Here is an 18,137-nt window from a genome sequence, read left to right as displayed (position 1 = left end):
AGTGGGATAGAAGGAAAATCCCCACTGATGGTTAGTCTTCTGTATACTACCTGTCAAAAAAAGTCTTAGCAGATGCTAAGGCTTTTTTTAATAGATTAATGAAAATATAAAATTTAGCTTATTAAATCTTATCATAGGGAAGGCCACGTCTAGCTCCAGCGCTAAAGCCGTAGCGAGACTTCCTTCACCTCCGTACGTCGCTAAACGGGCGCTTGCGCTTTTGCTAATAGAGAAAATTAGTCATAATTCAATGTTGTAAACATACATTTTATTATATACCTACAAAAAAGAGAGGGTCCAAAATGGAAGAAATTTTACGATTATTTCCAAATGAAATGAGACAAGTTATTGAGACGAAAATTGGGAATCGCTGGGACTTTCTTCAAGAAATTCGAATACGATTGTTTCAACCAATTGAATTTATTTTTGATAGGCAAATAGAATGGATTACTCATGTGAAACCAAGTAAGCACGATGGAGTGTATATAGTAAACCAGCTTAGTGAATTTTCATTATATCGTATGACCGATGAATTACGTGAAGGATATATCACTATTGAAGGAGGGCATCGCGTAGGAATTGCCGGAAGAGTCAATACGATTGGTGGTTCTGTAAAAGCGCTACAATACATCACCTTTTTTAATATTCGAATAGCAAAGCAAAAAATTGGGGTTGCTAATGCAATTATTCCTTACATTTTTAAAGAAAAATATTTAAACACATTACTTGTAGGTGCACCGCAAACCGGTAAAACAACACTTATTCGTGATACTACAAGGTTAATTTCATCAGGGTGGGGAAAAGTTCCAGCACAAAAAGTTGGTGTCATCGATGAAAGATCAGAAATTGCTGCTTCAATCAATGGTATTCCACAACTTGATCTTGGGACTAGAACAGATGTAATGGATGCATGTCCGAAAGCGGAAGGTATGATGATGATGATTCGTTCGATGTCACCTGATGTATTAGTGGTAGATGAAATTGGTAGTGCAGATGATATAAACGCGTTAATAGAAGCGATTAATACAGGGGTAACAGTTATTTGTACAATACATGGTCAAAGTTTAATCGAATTAAAAAAACGACCTTCTCTAGACATTCTATTTCAACATAAGGTTTTCGAAAGATTTCTCTTTTTAGAAAAAACGGGACAACCATCTGTTTTGAAAAAGGTTTATGACCAAAATGAAAAGGAAATTTTACAGAAAACGAGGTTTGTTATTACATGAATTGGATTGGTGCCCTTTTATTGATCAGTACAACGACATGGTTAGGATTTGATTGGAGTAACCGATTATCTAATCGGCCAAAACAAATAAGACAACTAAAAAATGCATTACAAATTTTAGAAGCAGAAATTGTTTATAGTCAATTACCACTCAAAGAGGCCTTTTTAAATATATCGAGACAAATTCCAGAACCTACAAGATTCTTTTTTGAAGAAATAGGTCTGAGTTTACAAGATAAAAATATAGATTTCTATATAATCTGGAAAGAAAAAGTGGATGCACTTATCAATAATTCAAGCCTAGCTATTAATGAAAAAGAAATCTTATACCAGTTTGGAAGAACTATAGGGCAGCATGATTTTTATCAACAACAAAAGCATATTCAATTAACACTATCCCATTTAGAACGAGAACTTGAAGATGCTAGAGAGGAGCAATATAAATACAGTAAAATGGCCAAAAGTTTAGGATTTTTAGCTGGTTTATTTATTGTATTATTGCTGATTTAACGGAAAGGAGTCAATCCATGTTTGCAGATGCACAAATCTTATTTCAAATCGCAGGAATTGGAATCATTGTTGCACTAATACATACAATTTTAAAACAAATGGGGAAAGAAGAAATTGCACAGTTTGCAACGTTAATAGGATTTATCATTGTTCTTGTTATTGTGATTAATGGACTTTCCGATTTATTTAACCAAATCAAATCGGTATTTCTTTTCTAGGAGCATGTAATCATGGATATATTACAAATTGTGCTTCTCGGGGTTGTTGCTAGTATTTTATATCTCATCTTAAAAGATACAAATAGTTCTTTCGCATTTTTTATTATTTTGATAACTGGAATTATCATCTTTTTTGCGATAATACAACAGATTTTAATTATATTTGAATTAATCCAAAATCTCGGAAGAAATGCGAATATCGATGGTTTGTATATGGAAACGATATTGAAAATTATCGGTATAGCGTACATTGCAGAACTCGGAGCTAATCTAACGAAAGAAGCGGGGTTAAGTGCCGTTGCCAAAAACATTGAATTGGCAGGGAAGGTTTTTATCATTTTACTTGCAGTTCCAATCATTACAGCAGTTGTAGAAGCCATTTTGAACTTTTTACCTTCTGTATAGAAACTGCTTTGCAGACCTGGGGCTCTGAAGAAATCGCCTCACCGTAAAGATATGAATTAGTAATACTAAGGTATTTGCTAAAGCTTAGTGAACGCCAAGTTTAGAAGGGGGAATGTATAGTGAATGAAATTTAAAATTTATATTGCAACCCTATTTGGCCTATTCACTATTATTTTTCTCTTCATTGGACAAGTACCTGTTCATGCAGAAACGCAACAAATGGATGTTAGCAATGCTTTATTAAATGAAATCTCTTTAGAGGGTGTTGAAAATTACTGGGATCAATTAGTTCAAGAATACGGTACATATGTGCCAGAACTCGAAAAAACAACCGTATATGAATTTATCAAGAATCAAGACTCGCTTTCGATTAAAGGAGTTTTATTAGGATTAATCAAATATTTGTTTTATGAAATTATTCTAAACGGTAAACTACTCGGTACGTTGCTATTGCTTACTTTATTTTCTATATTATTGCAGACCATGCACACAGCCTTCGAAAGTTCAGCTGTAAGTAAAATAGCATATTTTGTAGTATATATTGTTCTAATCTTTTTAGCATTAAATAGCTTCTATGTAGCTGTTTCTTACGTGGAAGATGCGATAGGTATGATGAGTAGTTTTATGATTGGGCTATTACCTCTCATATTGGGATTAATGGCCACATTTGGAAATATCATCTCAGTATCTTTCTTTCACCCTATTATTATTTTTCTCATCAATGTTAGCAGTATATTAGTGTCTTCTTTCATTTTACCTTTACTATTTTTATCGGCAATCCTCACCATTGTAAATAACATAAGTGATAATTATAAAGTAAGTCATTTAGCAAATTTATTTAAGACAGTCAGTATGGGAGTATTAGGTATATTTTTAACAATCTTTTTAGGAGTTATATCCGTACAAGGAACAGCGAGTGCCATACAAGATGGTGTTGCAATGAAGACTGCAAAATTTGTGACTGGTAATTTTATACCAGTAGTTGGTCGAACATTTACTGATGCAACAGACACAATCTTAAGTGCTTCTTTGTTATTAAAAAATGCAGTGGGGATCGTTGGATTAATTATCGTATTATTTATTGTGTTATTTCCTGCTTTAAAAGTTGCTGCCATTGCAATTATTTATAAAATAGCTGCAGCAGTTTTACAACCGATAGGGGATGGACCAGTCATAACTACTTTAAATACGATTAGCAATTATATCCTATTTGTCCTTGCTTGTCTGCTTTCAATATCTATTATGTTTTTTTTAGCAATCGTTATTATCGTTGTTGCTAGCAATCTTACTATGTTAATCCGATAGGGGTAGTAGAGATGGATATAGTAATAAACTGGGTTACGCAAATTATATTATTTATAGTTCTTGCTACCATTATTGATTTATTAATCCCAACCTCATCGATGAATAAGTATATCAAATTAGTAGTCGGTTTAATTCTTATTTTAATTTTATTAAAACCAATATTTTATGTTTTGAATATCGACATGGAAACCGCATTAAATAAGTCATTTCAACAAGTTAATGATGTTGGTGAAGATAGTGAATCTGTAAAAAATTTAATAGAATTTCAAAAAAAAGAGATACAATCCACACAAGATGCATATATTTTAGAACAAATGGCTGTCCAACTAATAGAAATTGCTGAGGATCCTATGAAAGAAAAGTATCAACAGGAAATAACGAACATTGAATTTAAATTTAATTCTAATGATAGTTATTCTTACGAGGATCTTGAAGAAGTCATTGTTTATGTAAAAGATTTAGTGGAAGAGGAGGGAGAACAGAACACAGTTGAAAATGTTGTAATTAATACAGATCATGTAGTAGAGAAAAAAGACATGGACAGGCATGATGAGGAAATTAAACAATTATTAAAAAAGGTTTGGGAACTTACTGACAAAGAGATAACAATCTACTGGGAGGGAGGCGCATCTTGAAAAAATTCTTCGAGAAATTTTTCCAGCCAAAGAGTGGAGATGGAAGTAAAAAAGTATCAAATAAATTAGGATATATTATTATTCTAGGTTTGATTGGTATACTTCTTATATTTTTAAACAATATTTTGACAACATCAAGTGAAGAAACAGAAATGGATAAATCGATAGGACAACAGCCTCAGCAAAAAAATGTAGAGGTATCCAATTCGGAAGGTAATGATCGAACTTCTGATGTTCAAGAATTAGAAAAAAGCTTTAAAGAGGATTTAGAAGAAATGCTTAATAAAATAAAAGGTGTTTCTGATGCAGAAGTTATGGTTAATCTAGCCTCTTCAAATGTCCAAGTTTTTGAAAAAAATATAATCAAAGGGCAACAAACTACGGATGAGACAGATAAAAATGGTGGGTTAAGGAAAGTTGAAGATCAGACAGAAGAAACCCAGATTGTATTCGTTCGTCAGGGAGATAGAGAAGTTCCTTTACTAGTTAAGACAGAAAAACCAGAAGTAAGTGGAGTATTTGTAGTGGCAAAGGGGGCTGATCATGCGACTGTAAAAAAATGGATTGTTGAAGCAGTTTCAAGAGTACTTGATGTGCCAACACATAAGGTTTCAGTAATGCCGAAAACGAATTAAGGGGAGGAAGAATAATGTTAAAAAAACAAACAGTTTGGTTATTAACGATGTTAAGTTTAATGATTGTTTTAAGTGTGTATTATTTAATTTCACCGAATAACGATGATTTGGCATATATTGATAATGGGAAAGAATCCGCTGAACAGGCTACAGAGGATGTAACAACCGCTCAAGGCGAAGGTACAGAAGTAGATGAAATGACGAACATAGATAGCAATGAACTTTTTACTAACATTCGCATGGAATTGCAAGACGAAAGAAGTATGTCTAAATCAAGACTTGAAGATGTTGTTGCATCAGGTTCTGCAAGTGTAGAGGAGAAAGATGAAGCATTAAGGGAAATCGATCAGTTAGAAAACACTTCGAAAAAAGAGAAAATTTTAGAAGAGACCATTTTAGCTTCTGAAGAGTATCAAGATGTTTTAGTACGTTCCGAAAATGATAAAGTACATGTTCATGTTCAAGCGGACGAAAAACTATCTGGAACAGAAGCAAATCATATTATGAGAATGGTTTATGATGAGTTCGGTGAAATTCCTGTAGATGTTATTACTCAACCATCAGATCAAGAATTATCAAAGGAGTCAACTGAAGAAACATCAAAAGAATCAACTAAGGAGTCAACGGAGAGTTCAACTAAAGAGACATCTAAGGAATCAACTGAACAATCAGATAAAGAATAAACATAGAAATCAGATGCTCTTTAGACAAGGCATCTGATTTTTTGGTAGGTGAGAAGGTATAATAATCTATCTTGACTGCATAAGTACAACCCTGGCATCCACCTAACGACTTGGTGGTTGCCACGTTTTCTAATTCGTTGGGTATAATTGTAGAGTTTATGAAAGAAGATTGATATAATAATTTAGAATATTATTTATTTTAAAGAAAGGTTTAATCCTTGATGTATTTTATAAAGTAATAGTAAAATGATAAGGAAGCTCTAAGACCTAATAGTAAATTTTTTTCCAAAGGGGTGCTATACATGTTAAAAATACAAGAAATTAGAGAATTAATAAAGCTTATTGATAAGTCTGACATAAGTGAATTTACGTATGAAAATGACGGTACAAGTGTAACAATGAAAAAATCCGGAAATGGGTTGGTTGGAGAACAACATATTGTTGCAGAGGCTCCTAAAGAAACAGTAACAGTGTTAAACGAAGAACCAAAAGTAACTACTGTTAAGGAAGAACCAGCAAAGGTTGAAGCTGTTCAAGATAAAGAAGAGCCACAAGTAGATTCATCTTCAGATGCTAATTATGAAATTGTATCACCAATGGTAGGTACATTCTATGCCTCTTCTTCCCCGGATAGTGATGCTTATGTCTCTAAAGGAAGTACTGTTCAGAAAGATACAATTGTATGTATTGTTGAGGCAATGAAGTTATTTAATGAGATTGAAGCAGAGGTCGATGGAGAAATAGTGGAAGTACTAGTAGAAAATGGTGAACTGGTAGAATATGGACAACCATTATTTAAAGTGAAGACAAAGTAAGGGGTTGGAATAATTGATAAAAAAACTGCTAATTGCGAATAGGGGAGAAATTGCAGTTCGGATAATCCGTGCATGTAAAGAATTAGGGATCAAAACAGTTGCTGTATATTCAGAAGCGGATAAAGAAGCATTACATGTACAGTTAGCTGATGAAGCATATTGCATAGGTCCGAAATTAAGTAAGGACAGCTACCTTAACTTTACAAATATTATGAGTGTTGCTACTCTTACAGAAGTGGATGCCGTTCATCCGGGATATGGATTTTTAGCAGAAAATGCGGACTTTGCCGAGATTTGTGCAGATTGCAACATTGAATTTATTGGTCCTTCAGCAGAAGCCATCCAAAAAATGGGTATAAAAGATATCGCCAGAGATACAATGAAGAAAGCAAATGTACCAATCGTACCTGGTTCTGACGGCATAATAGAAAGTGAAGAAGAAGCATTAGAAATTGCTAATAAAATTGGGTTTCCTGTAATTATAAAAGCAACAGCCGGTGGCGGTGGAAAAGGAATCCGTGTTGCAAGATCTGAAGAAGATTTAATAAAAGGTATTCGGGTAACCCAAAAAGAAGCAGAACGAGCTTTTGGTAACCCTGGAGTTTATTTAGAAAAGTTTATTGAAGATTTCAGGCATATAGAAATACAAGTATTGGCTGATAAACATGGTAATGTCGTGCATTTAGGGGAGAGGGACTGTTCTATCCAACGTAGGCTTCAAAAATTGGTGGAAGAAAGTCCATCACCAGCACTTACCCCCGAAATCAGACAAAAAATGGGTGAAGCATCAGTGAAAGCTGCCAAAGCAGTAAACTACGTTGGTGCTGGAACCATTGAATACATTTTTGATAGAAAATCGAATGAGTTCTACTTTATGGAAATGAATACAAGAATACAAGTAGAACATCCCGTAACTGAAATGGTAACCGGAGTAGATTTGATTAAAGAACAAATCAAAGTAGCAGATAACGAGAAACTTAGTATTTCACAAGAGGATATTAAGTTAAATGGACATGCTATTGAATGTAGAATAAATGCCGAGGATCCATTTAGAAACTTTATGCCATCAGCTGGTAACATCAATATGTATTTGGCACCAGGTGGTTTAGGTGTTCGAGTGGACTCAGCAGCATATACAGGATACCAAATTCCACCTTACTATGATTCAATGATTGCGAAATTAATTGCGTATGCCCCAACACGTGAAGAAGCAATTAAACGTATGAAGCGTGCATTAGATGAATTTGTTGTTGAAGGTATTCATACTACCATTCCGTTCCATAGTTTAATTATGGAAAATGAGGTCTTTGTTAAGGGAGATTTCAATACTAATTTCTTAGAAGAAAACCCGATTCTTCAAAAAGAAAAATAGGGTCGTATTTACATACGAATTAGGAGTGATATCATGAGTGAACAGCCATTATTACATGTTAATGAGGATTCAACATTAGGGAAGATTGAGATTGCTCCAGAAGTAATAGAAGTCATTGCAGGGATTGCTGCTACAGAAGTAGATGAATTGTTTGCAATGAGGGGAAACTTTGCTTCAGGTGTTGTTGAGCGTTTAGGTAAAAGAACCCATAGTAAAGGTGTAAAGGTCGAACTAACGGAGAATGGAATTTCTATTGACCTGTATGTTATTTTGAATTTTGGAGTTTCCATTCCAAAGGTAGCCCAAAAAATTCAAACAAATATACGTGAATCATTAAAATACATGACATCTTTAGAATTGGATGAAATAAATGTTCATGTTGTTGGTATAAACATGGATGGAAATGAAGATAATGAGCAAGATTAAAATGAAGGTCCATTGACCTTCATTTTTTGTTTTAATATTGTCGCTTTCTACAGAATTCTAGCTTTGGATAGATTATCGTGTTATTATTTGTAGAGATGAAAGTAAAGGAGTTAAGCTGATGAATCGACATACAGCAAGGATAAAAGCATTTCAAATCTTGTTCCAAATGGATTTAAATGAGATGGAAATAGAAGCAGCGATTGGGTCGGTCGTAGATAATAATGAAAAAGATTTATTCCTTGAATCACTTGTTCACGGAGTAACTGATCATCAACAAGAAATTGATTCCATTATTTCCGATCACTTAGAAAAATGGACGTTAAACCGTATTGCATCTGTTGAGCGAAGTATTTTGCGTATAGCGACTTTTGAAATTAAATTTCTTGATGATATCCCAAATAGTGTTTCTATAAATGAGGCAATCGAATTGGCAAATAAATTTGGTGATGAAAAGTCGGGGAAATTTGTGAATGCTGTATTATCCAAAATTATATCTTAAAAAGGGGAAGCATACACTATGGTAGCAGAAATTATTAACGGTAAAGATTTAGCGCAAGAACTTAGAATGAGTTTGAAAGATGAAGTTACAGAATTGAAACAAAAAGGAATTAATCCGCATTTAACGGTAGTATTAGTTGGAGATAATCCTGCATCTAGATCTTATGTGAAAGGAAAAGAAAAAGCAGCAGCGGAAGTTGGGATTTCTTCCTCAGTTATTGAATTACCAGCAACTACTTCAGAAGAAGAGTTATTGGATCAAATACATAAATTAAATGAAGACAGTGTGGTAAATGGAATTTTAGTACAATTGCCTCTACCTAAACATATTAGTGAACAAAAAGTGATTGATACGATAAATCCTAATAAAGATGTCGACGGATTCCATCCAATTAATGTTGGAAAGATGATGCTTGGTGAGGATACTTTTCTACCGTGTACTCCGTATGGAATTATTACGATGTTAAAATCAAGAAATATCAATATAGAAGGTAAACATGCAGTAATCATCGGAAGAAGTAATATTGTAGGTAAGCCTGTAGGACAATTACTGTTAAACGAAAATGCAACTGTTACATATTGTCACTCACGCACAGCAAATTTAAGGGAATTAACATCTAAAGCGGATATTTTAATCGTAGCAATTGGAAGACCAAACGCCATTACAGCTGATGATATCAAAGAAGGCGCAGTTGTTATTGATGTAGGAATTAACCGTTTAGAAACAGGTAAACTAACTGGCGATGTGGATTTTAACAGTGCTGTAGAAAAAGCCTCTTACATTACACCTGTTCCTAAGGGAGTAGGACCCATGACTATTGCGATGCTGTTAAAAAATACAGTTAAAGCGGCTAAAGGATTGGAAAATCGTTGATTGACAAATATTTAACAGTTACTGCTGTAACAAAGTATATTAAGCGAAAAATGGATACAGATCCTCATCTAAAGCAAATTTTAATAAAAGGTGAAATTTCTAATTTTAAACAACACTCCCGTGGGCATATGTATATGACGATAAAGGATAGCCAAACAAAAATACAGGCAGTAATGTTTGCCGGAAATAATCGTTTTTTAAAATTTAAACCAGAAAATGGAATGAATGTATTAATAAAAGGCGAAATAAGCGTATATGAAGCTTATGGACAATATCAGCTATATATAAATCAAATGGAGCCGGATGGAATTGGATCATTATATTTAGCGTTCGAACAATTAAAGGAGAAACTTCAAAAGAAGGGATATTTTGATCCTTCCATTAAGAAAAATATTCCTCTTTACCCAGAACACATCGGGGTGATTACCTCTCCAACTGGTGCTGCAATCAGGGATATTATTACAACGTTAAGAAGAAGATATCCCATAGTAAAAATAACGGTTATACCTGTATTAGTACAAGGTCCAAATTCTCCTTACTCTATCAAACTTGCTATTGAAAAAGCTAATGAAATTGGTGGCTTTGATACGTTAATAGTTGGTAGAGGTGGAGGTTCTATTGAGGAATTGTGGAGTTTTAATGAGGAGATAGTTGCAGAGGCTATCTATCGTTCTAAGATTCCAATTATCTCTGCTGTGGGACACGAGACCGATGTCACAATAAGTGATTTTGTTGCTGATTTAAGGGCTCCTACCCCCACTGGTGCTGCAGAAATTGCTGTACAATCAGTGGCAGATTTAAAAGAAAAGCTTTTGATGTTAAAGCAGGCTCTGAATAGAGAATTGTCTAAAGAAATCTTAAATCATAAAAATCATTTAAATCGATTAATTAAGTCATATGCCTTTCGTTATCCGGAACAATTAATCAAACAAAAAGATCAGGATTTAGATGCGTTAATGGAAAGACTACAAAGGGCAATGATTAGAAAACAGGAAAATAAAAAACAAGAACTTCATCATGTAATCAGACGACTGGAAGTTCAACATCCTAAAAAACAGATAGAGCAAACGAAGAAAAAATTATTAGAATATGTAAGGCTTCAAAATGATTATATGGTAAGGAATTTTGAAAATAAAACAAATAAATGGACCAATACAGTTGAAAAATTGACATTATTAAACCCTTTACAAATTATGAAAAGGGGTTTTGCCTTGCCTTATACAGAAAATGGAGCATTAATAAAGACGATTAAACAAGTACAAAAAGATAAAAAAATCCAAGTTCGATTAAGTGATGGAAGGATTAATTGTCAGGTACTCCAATTAGAGGAGGATATAAATGAGTAAAGAAGAACTTACTTTTGAAGAAGCGATGAGTAAATTAGAACAAATTGTACAAAAGCTAGAAGAGGGTGATGTTCCTTTAGAAAAAGCAATCACCTATTATCAGGAAGGAATGAACCTTTCTAAAATTTGTAATGATAAATTAAATAATGTCCAGGAGAAAATGACACAAATTATGAATGAACAAGGGGAATTCGAACTGTTTGAAGTACAGGAGGAAGAATAAGCGTGTCAGAAAAAATAAATGACTATATTAATCGATACAGAAAGATAGTAGATAAAAAATTGGTTCATCATATAGAAAACCTTTCAATCCCCGAACAGCTAAAACAATCTATGTTATATTCGGTGGAAGCAGGCGGAAAAAGATTAAGACCGATTTTATTAATAGCTAGTTTTGAATCTTTTGCTGATGATTTTAATTATGCGATAAGTTCATGTATTGCATTAGAAATGATACATACTTATTCACTCATACACGATGATTTACCAGCAATGGATGATGATGACTATCGTAGAGGAAAACCTACGAACCATAAGGTATTTGATGAGGCTACAGCAATTTTAGCTGGAGATGCCTTGTTAACCTATAGTTTTGAATTAATTGCCGGGGATTCTTTATTAAATGATAATCAGAAAGTAGAAATAATTAAAATGCTTTCAGCTACAAGTGGCCCAAAAGGAATGGTTGCGGGACAATTCTTAGATATGGAAGCGGAGACGCGTCAAGTAACTGTGGAAGAATTGGAAAATATTCATGCATTAAAAACTGGAAAGTTATTGGAGTTTGCGATGTATGCTGGCGCATTTCTTGGTGGTGCGTCACAAACTCAATTACAACATTTAAAACATTTTGCTTATTATTTGGGATTAATTTTTCAAGTTCAAGATGACATACTAGATGTAACCGGTGATCAAGAAAAACTTGGCAAGCCTGTGGGTAGTGATGAAGGTAATGATAAAAGTACTTATCCAAAATTACTTGGTTTGGATGGTGCAATGGATAAAAAGAATGAGTATGTTGAAAAAGCATACCAGGAACTAGAAAAAGCAGAAGCTAAAAGTTCAGTATTAAAAGAGTTAACTGATTACTTTAGCAATCGTGATCACTAAGATAATCAATATAGAAAAAAAGATACTTTCCTGTTATAATATAAAATATAATTGGGATGGTGCAGTATTCTAGTCAGTCCTCCTGTTCTGAAGGCGGGCCTAAAAATTCGCCAAAGGGCACATCGATGAAGTTCCTTGTGTCGGCTTGAGGCGCCCAGCCTTGGGTCGGTGCTGGGAGTTAAGGATTTTGGGCGATCCACAAAGGCATGTGGGCGTTGACCCGATTTCCGCGGAGGCCCATCTCTGTTGTGATAACTAAGCCTAGTTATGATGATGGAATGGGGTATGAACCTGCAATACACGGTTATAAATACCTAATGTGCAGCGTAGCCTGTCTTGAGTGGTACTGAGGGGATTAGGTTAATCCGTATTAAAGCTAGGTGGCCACTAGGTTTAATACGAATGTCTATGAAATCAGTACTGCAAAAGAGACTAGGGATAGGTCAAAGACTGTTAGAGGAAATCTCCTAGACTGTTCGAATGACTTTTAGAAGGGATTATAGTGCGGACTAAGTGGTAATCCAGTCTAGTTTTTGGTGACAAGGCTAAGGTGGATTTAAAGGGGAACCGCCTTTTCACGGTGACGTGAGGTATCTGCTTGGGAAAACCTACTGGACCTAAGCCGTAGTCTTAACCTTTTAAGAGACCATTCCAGCTACATATATTTTAATTAGGGGAAAGAAATGAAATCACAAATAAAACGTTCAATTAAATTTAGTTTGACTATTGCCGTTATCACTTTTGTGTTAGCGGCAATTTTTTCCGTTGTATCTTCGTCTATTCTCAGCGAAGTTGCATGGTTCACTGGTATATTTATCGTTTTGATCATTATTCTTATTGGTGTCATTTTTGATATGTTTGGTATAGCTGCAACAGCTGCTGATGAACGACCGTTTCATGCAATGGCTGCAGAGAAGGTGCCCGGTTCTAAAGAAGCTGTTTATTTAGTAAGAAATGCAGATCGATTTGCAAGCTTTTGTAATGATGTGATTGGTGATATTTCGGGAATTGTTAGTGGTACTGCGTCAGCAATAGTAGTGTTACAAATCGCTTCCTTGCTGAATCAAACAGACGGTTCACCTAGCCAATTAGCTTTGTCAACTTTATTAACTAGCTTAGTTGCTGCCGTAACCGTTGGAGGAAAAGCTCTAGGAAAAACAGTGGCAATAAACGGTTCAACACAAATTATATTTATAGTTGGAAAAATTATATTTTTTATTGAAAATAAATTAAAAATAAAAGTATTGCCAAAAAATAAAAGATAAAAGGGTGTACGAATGGGTAAAAAAAGACTCGACGAATTATTAGTGGAAAAGCAATTAGTGGAAAGCACGGATAAGGCTAAACGTATCATTATGGCTGGTTTAGTTTTTTCTGGTCCAAACCGTCTCGATAAACCCGGTATGCTGATAAAAGAAGATGTTCCCTTATTTATTAAAGAAAAACAAATTCCATATGTTAGTCGTGGTGGATTGAAATTAGAAAAGGCTTTAACTTATTTCCAAATTTCAGCTGAAGGAAAGATTTTAATTGATATCGGATCTTCAACTGGCGGTTTTACGGATTGTGCTTTACAAAATGGCGCATTATTAAGTTATGCAATAGATGTTGGATATAACCAATTAGACTGGAAAATTAGAAATGATAAACGTGTGGTTGTAATGGAGAGGACAAATTTTCGTTACGTTACGTCAGAAATGCTAGATAAAGGAAAGCCTAACTTAGCATCCATTGATGTGTCATTTATTTCACTTAGACAAATACTTCCAGTACTTAAAGGGTTATTAGAAGAAAACAGTAATGTCGTTGCCTTAATTAAACCTCAGTTTGAGGCCAAAAGAGAGCAGGTTGGTGCAAAAGGAATTGTTCGTGATAAATCCGTTCATTATGAGGTGATCAAGAACATTACGGAATTTGCCCAAAATGAAGGCTACGAATTAATGAATGTAACTTTTTCTCCAATTACAGGTGGAGAAGGGAATATCGAATTTCTCGCTCATCTAGGTTGGAAGAAAAATAATTCTCAGATATCCTCTCTTAATATTGAAGAAATTGTGGAAGAAGCCCATATAGCACTATATAAAAAGTAATGGTATTTTCATGAAATAAGGAGAAGTAGTTAATGAGTAAAATTCAACGGCATTTAAAAATTCGAGAATTAATAACAGAGAATGAAATTGAGACACAAGATGATTTAGTTGATCGGTTAAAAGCTCTAGATTTTAATGTGACTCAGGCTACAGTTTCTAGAGATATCAAGGAATTGCAACTCGTGAAAGTCCCAACAAGTAACGGGAGATACGCCTACAGCCTTCCTGCAGATCAAAGGTATAACCCACTTGAAAAATTAAAAAGAATGATTATTGATGTTTTCGTTAAAATTGATTCTGCAAGTCATTTTATTGTATTAAAAACATTGCCAGGAAACGCCCACTCCATTGGTGTTTTAGTTGATAATTTGGATTGGGACGAAATAATGGGTACCATTTGTGGAGACGATACATGTTTAATTATTTGTAGGACAGAAGCAGAGTCTGAGGAAATTAAAAATCGATTAATTAATATGCTTTAAAGCATTATGGGGTGATTTTGTTTGTTAACAGAGTTATCAATACGTGACTTTGCAATTATAGAAGAAATTTCTATTACCTTTACGGAAGGTTTAACCGTATTAACCGGAGAGACTGGAGCAGGAAAATCCATTATTATTGATGCAATCCAGTTATTAGCTGGTGGTCGAGGTTCTGTTGAGTTTGTTAGGCACGGTTCAAAAAAAAGTGAAATAGAAGGGTTATTTATTATTGATAATCATGCCCATCCAATTTATGACGTTGCGAAACAATTTGGTGTCGATATACAAGATGGGCAAATTGTTTTAGAAAGAACAATTACAGCTTCTGGTAAAAGTATTTGCCGTGTAAATAGTAAGTTAGTGACCCTTGCGATTTTAAAAGAATTTGGTCAAAAGTTAATTGATATACACAGTCAACACGAGACTCAGGTGTTAATGGACGCCGATAACCATTTGGATTTTCTTGATATGTATGAACCAAATTTGATTAAGAAAGCAAAGGAAGAATACACGATACTGTTTGAACGGCTAACAACTTTGAAAAATAGATACAAACAATTAAATGAAAATGAACAAGAAATGGCTCATCGTCTCGATCTTTTGGAATTTCAAAAAAATGAAATTGAACAAGCGAATTTAGTACCGAATGAGGATCATGAATTAGAAGAGGAACGCAATAGCCTAGTTAATTTTGAGAAAATTTATTCGTCATTAACGAATGCTTATAATGCTTTGTACGGTGAGGGAAGGGCGCTAGACTGGTTAAACAAAGCACTTGTTTCCATGGAAGAAAATCTTAAAGTCGATCCTTTTATTCAAGAAAATTCCGAGAAGCTTGCTAATCATTATTATACCTTGGAAGATTTTGCTTATGAATTAAGAAATAGATTAGATTCTTTACTATTCAATCCAGAAAGATTAAATGAAATTGAATCAAGGTTAAATGAAATAAACCGACTAAAAAAGAAATACGGTGGAAGTGTAAATGAAGTCATAGAATATCTTGCAAAGGTCGAGGAAGAGATTGAGGAATTAACAAATAAAGATACACATCTTACTTCTTTATTAACGCAAATTGAAGAACTGGAAAAGGATGCCTTATTGGAGGCGAAGCAATTACATGATATTCGTAAAAAATTAGCCGATCAATTAACAAAAGCGGTAGAAAGTGAATTTAAAGATTTATATTTAGAGAAGGCTTCTTTTTCCATTGCTTTTAGTTTAGATGAAGATCATAATCAAAATCCAAAGTTACATAAAAATGGCTTTGATAAAATACAGTTTTTAATCTCAACTAACCCTGGAGAACCTTTAAAGGTGTTGAACAAAGTGGCTTCTGGTGGCGAATTATCCCGAATTATGTTAGTCCTTAAAAAATTATTTGCAAAGCATCAAGGGGTGACTAGTGTTATTTTTGATGAAGTTGATACAGGAGTTAGTGGCAGAGTTGCACAAGCGATGGCTGAGAAAATTCATCAAATATCACATGACTCTCAAGTTCTTTGCATTACACATTTACCACAAGTTGCAGCAATGGCTGATACACATAAGTTCATTAAGAAAGAAGAAAAATACAATCGAACGGTTTCGACAGTGAAAGAACTAACCATGGATGAACAAATTAAAGAATTAAGCAGAATGATAACCGGAACAAAGCTTACGGATACAGCGAAAGAGCATGCAAAGGAATTATTGGACTTAGCATCCAATTTTAAACAAACAATGAATTGAATATTTATCCAATAAAAGTCAGAAACTAAATCATCTGGCTTTTTTATTTTATTAATTTTATCCCACCTAAACGGGCAGTAAGAATCCTACCACAAGCTTTTGGGGAACAAAGAAAGTAGGTGGAAGATCAACCGCCCGGAAAAGTCCGATAAGTGCGACTAACCATCAGTGGGGGAGAAAGAAAACCCCCATTGATGGAAGTTTTCTTTATTACCTCATCATAATTAAATCCTAAATATGAATAAATAACCAAGGAAATTTATACTAAAACCTTAAATGAAAGACTTATACTCCTTTTTATACATTTTTTTAAGGTAAAGATAGACATCTTTTCTTAAGTTTCTCCAGTTTAAAACCAGCGTCATAGGGTCAAATTAAATATACAGATATAAATTGAAAAGAAGTAATGGTCTGGGTGGTTAGAGTTAAGGAGAGTGAACCAAATGAAAATACCTAAATTAAATACAGTTAGGCAATTGATAGGTGTTATACTCCTTTTGGTTTTTGTTACATTTCCTTTCATAACCCCTATAAACAAATATTTTTCAATTCCTAGTGAAGTAGTAACTTTAAATAATGAAAATCCAATTGAATTACCGCAGGTTGGAGAAAACGTAACGGTATCCGCAAATAGTGATCATGTTGAAGCAATTGATAATTCCATGTTCTATGCTGGTGATTCCGGATCAAGTGAATTAGTTTATGAAGTGAATGGCTTCCCGATTAAAAAAGTGAACCTTTCGGTATTAGAGGATATACAAGTCATACCTGGAGGTCAATCGATAGGTGTACAATTACAAACACGTGGAGTTTTAGTAGTTGGACATCATCTCGTAAATACAAATGACAAAACAGTTTCACCAGGGGAAGAAGCAAAGATAAACGTTGGTGATGTTATTGTTAAAATTAATGATAATCCAATTAAAGAAATGAATGAAATTAAAGATTATGTAGTCGAAGCAGGGGAAAAGAATAAAGATTTAAATATTACAGTAAAAAGGGGTAAGGAATTTATTGAAACGAAACTAGAGCCAATTCTTGATGATAAAGAAAATGAATATAAGATTGGATTGTATATAAGGGATTCAGCCGCTGGTATTGGAACAATGACTTTTTTTGAGCCGCAATCTAAGAAATACGGTGCTTTAGGCCATATTATTTCAGATATGGATACAAAAAAACCGGTAGAAATTAATGATGGAACCATAGTTCGATCGTCAGTTACATCCATCGAAAAAGGAAATAACGGAATTCCCGGAGAAAAACAAGCAAAATTTTCATCTAACCAAAATGTCATTGGGAACATTACTAAAAATAGTCCTTTTGGTATTTTTGGTAAATTAAATGAAGATATAAAAAATGGTAAATACGATAAACCAATGCCAATAGCTTTATCACATGAAGTAAAAGAAGGACCAGCTAAGATTTTAACGGTAGTGGATGGAGAAAAGGTAGAAGAGTATGATATTGAAATTATTAGCAGTGTACCTCAAAAATACCCTGCTACAAAAGGCATGGTTATCCAAATAACAGATGAAAAACTGTTAGAAAAAACAGGCGGAATTGTTCAAGGGATGAGTGGTAGTCCAATTATTCAAGATGGAAAAGTTATCGGTGCAGTTACCCATGTTTTTGTAAATGATCCAACTAGTGGTTACGGTGTCCATATAGAATGGATGTTGCAAGATGCGGGTATAGATATATACGATAATAAAAAAGAGGCTAGTTAAAGAAAAGTGATTTGTTATGACGTCCATAACAAATCACTTTTTTG

At 34.0% G+C, this 18,137-nt stretch carries 21 protein-coding genes; all 21 read left to right on the top strand.

Annotation, left to right across the window (positions count from 1 at the left end):
• Nucleotides 1-302: 302 nt before the first annotated feature.
• The 21 genes from spoIIIAA to spoIVB all read left to right on the top strand — a co-directional run bounded on the left by spoIIIAA (nt 303) and on the right by spoIVB (nt 18,093).
• Nucleotides 303-1,229 carry a stage III sporulation protein AA gene (spoIIIAA, locus tag MHI02_RS11920; RefSeq protein ID WP_047183850.1) on the top strand — a complete coding sequence of 309 codons (927 nt, stop codon included), beginning with the start codon at nt 303-305 and terminating at the stop codon, nt 1,227-1,229.
• Entirely contained in the window at nt 1,226-1,738 is a 513-nt protein-coding gene (gene spoIIIAB, locus MHI02_RS11915; protein WP_047183851.1) for a stage III sporulation protein SpoIIIAB, read from the top strand. Before spoIIIAA ends, spoIIIAB begins: the two co-directional genes overlap by 4 nt.
• Before the next feature lie 17 nt (nt 1,739-1,755).
• Entirely contained in the window at nt 1,756-1,956 is a 201-nt protein-coding gene (spoIIIAC, locus tag MHI02_RS11910) for a stage III sporulation protein AC (RefSeq protein WP_047183852.1), read from the top strand.
• Between the two features lie 12 nt (nt 1,957-1,968).
• Nucleotides 1,969-2,361 carry a stage III sporulation protein AD gene (gene spoIIIAD / locus MHI02_RS11905; RefSeq protein ID WP_047183853.1) on the top strand — a complete coding sequence of 131 codons (393 nt, stop codon included), beginning with the start codon at nt 1,969-1,971 and terminating at the stop codon, nt 2,359-2,361.
• Between the two features lie 123 nt (nt 2,362-2,484).
• The gene (spoIIIAE, locus tag MHI02_RS11900; RefSeq protein WP_052771613.1) at nt 2,485-3,666 is read left to right on the top strand and encodes a stage III sporulation protein AE; all 1,182 of its coding nucleotides are present in this window, start codon (nt 2,485-2,487) and stop codon (nt 3,664-3,666) included.
• Nucleotides 3,667-3,677: 11 nt separating this feature from the next.
• The gene (gene spoIIIAF / locus MHI02_RS11895) at nt 3,678-4,301 is read left to right on the top strand and encodes a stage III sporulation protein AF (protein WP_047183854.1); all 624 of its coding nucleotides are present in this window, start codon (nt 3,678-3,680) and stop codon (nt 4,299-4,301) included.
• Nucleotides 4,298-4,936, top strand: coding sequence for a stage III sporulation protein AG (gene spoIIIAG, locus MHI02_RS11890; RefSeq protein WP_047183855.1), 639 nt, complete (start codon nt 4,298-4,300; stop codon nt 4,934-4,936). Before spoIIIAF ends, spoIIIAG begins: the two co-directional genes overlap by 4 nt.
• A 14-nt stretch (nt 4,937-4,950) precedes the next feature.
• Entirely contained in the window at nt 4,951-5,619 is a 669-nt protein-coding gene (locus MHI02_RS11885; RefSeq protein WP_341165930.1) for a SpoIIIAH-like family protein, read from the top strand.
• Between the two features lie 302 nt (nt 5,620-5,921).
• Nucleotides 5,922-6,434 (top strand): acetyl-CoA carboxylase biotin carboxyl carrier protein, encoded by a 513-nt coding sequence (gene accB, locus MHI02_RS11880; RefSeq protein ID WP_047183856.1) that lies wholly within the window; start codon nt 5,922-5,924, stop codon nt 6,432-6,434.
• A gap of 13 nt (nt 6,435-6,447) precedes the next feature.
• Entirely contained in the window at nt 6,448-7,806 is a 1,359-nt protein-coding gene (accC, locus tag MHI02_RS11875; RefSeq protein ID WP_216883522.1) for an acetyl-CoA carboxylase biotin carboxylase subunit, read from the top strand.
• Between the two features lie 33 nt (nt 7,807-7,839).
• A complete protein-coding gene (locus MHI02_RS11870) occupies nt 7,840-8,232 on the top strand; it encodes an Asp23/Gls24 family envelope stress response protein (RefSeq protein WP_216883521.1) in 393 nt (130 codons plus the stop codon).
• A gap of 118 nt (nt 8,233-8,350) precedes the next feature.
• Nucleotides 8,351-8,731: a transcription antitermination factor NusB gene (gene nusB / locus MHI02_RS11865; RefSeq protein WP_216883520.1), complete on the top strand. Its 381-nt coding sequence runs from the start codon at nt 8,351-8,353 to the stop codon at nt 8,729-8,731.
• 18 nt (nt 8,732-8,749) lie between these two features.
• Complete coding sequence (gene folD / locus MHI02_RS11860) at nt 8,750-9,604, top strand: bifunctional methylenetetrahydrofolate dehydrogenase/methenyltetrahydrofolate cyclohydrolase FolD (protein ID WP_216883519.1); 855 nt, start codon at nt 8,750-8,752, stop codon at nt 9,602-9,604.
• Complete coding sequence (gene xseA / locus MHI02_RS11855) at nt 9,601-10,950, top strand: exodeoxyribonuclease VII large subunit (protein ID WP_204798787.1); 1,350 nt, start codon at nt 9,601-9,603, stop codon at nt 10,948-10,950. The genes folD and xseA overlap by 4 nt, the downstream gene beginning before the upstream one ends.
• On the top strand, nt 10,943-11,173 hold the full coding sequence (locus tag MHI02_RS11850) for an exodeoxyribonuclease VII small subunit (RefSeq protein WP_047183862.1): 231 nt from the start codon (nt 10,943-10,945) through the stop codon (nt 11,171-11,173). Before xseA ends, MHI02_RS11850 begins: the two co-directional genes overlap by 8 nt.
• Before the next feature lie 2 nt (nt 11,174-11,175).
• Entirely contained in the window at nt 11,176-12,060 is an 885-nt protein-coding gene (locus MHI02_RS11845) for a polyprenyl synthetase family protein (protein WP_047183863.1), read from the top strand.
• A 683-nt stretch (nt 12,061-12,743) separates the two neighbouring features.
• Nucleotides 12,744-13,325, top strand: a complete 582-nt coding sequence (locus MHI02_RS11840) for a hypothetical protein (RefSeq protein ID WP_145523218.1) — start codon at nt 12,744-12,746, stop codon at nt 13,323-13,325.
• A gap of 12 nt (nt 13,326-13,337) precedes the next feature.
• Nucleotides 13,338-14,150, top strand: a complete 813-nt coding sequence (locus MHI02_RS11835; RefSeq protein ID WP_216883518.1) for a TlyA family RNA methyltransferase — start codon at nt 13,338-13,340, stop codon at nt 14,148-14,150.
• Between the two features lie 32 nt (nt 14,151-14,182).
• Nucleotides 14,183-14,632, top strand: a complete 450-nt coding sequence (gene ahrC, locus MHI02_RS11830; RefSeq protein ID WP_216883517.1) for a transcriptional regulator AhrC/ArgR — start codon at nt 14,183-14,185, stop codon at nt 14,630-14,632.
• A gap of 21 nt (nt 14,633-14,653) precedes the next feature.
• On the top strand, nt 14,654-16,363 hold the full coding sequence (gene recN, locus MHI02_RS11825) for a DNA repair protein RecN (RefSeq protein WP_341165929.1): 1,710 nt from the start codon (nt 14,654-14,656) through the stop codon (nt 16,361-16,363).
• A gap of 443 nt (nt 16,364-16,806) precedes the next feature.
• On the top strand, nt 16,807-18,093 hold the full coding sequence (spoIVB, locus tag MHI02_RS11820; RefSeq protein WP_060668129.1) for a SpoIVB peptidase: 1,287 nt from the start codon (nt 16,807-16,809) through the stop codon (nt 18,091-18,093).
• Nucleotides 18,094-18,137: the final 44 nt, after the last annotated feature.

The organism is Oceanobacillus sp. FSL K6-0118 (genome assembly GCF_038006665.1).
GTDB lineage: Bacteria > Bacillota > Bacilli > Bacillales > Amphibacillaceae > Oceanobacillus > Oceanobacillus caeni.
The sequence above is the reverse complement of the archived record's forward strand: the minus strand, read 5'-3'. Positions and strand labels throughout refer to the sequence as shown.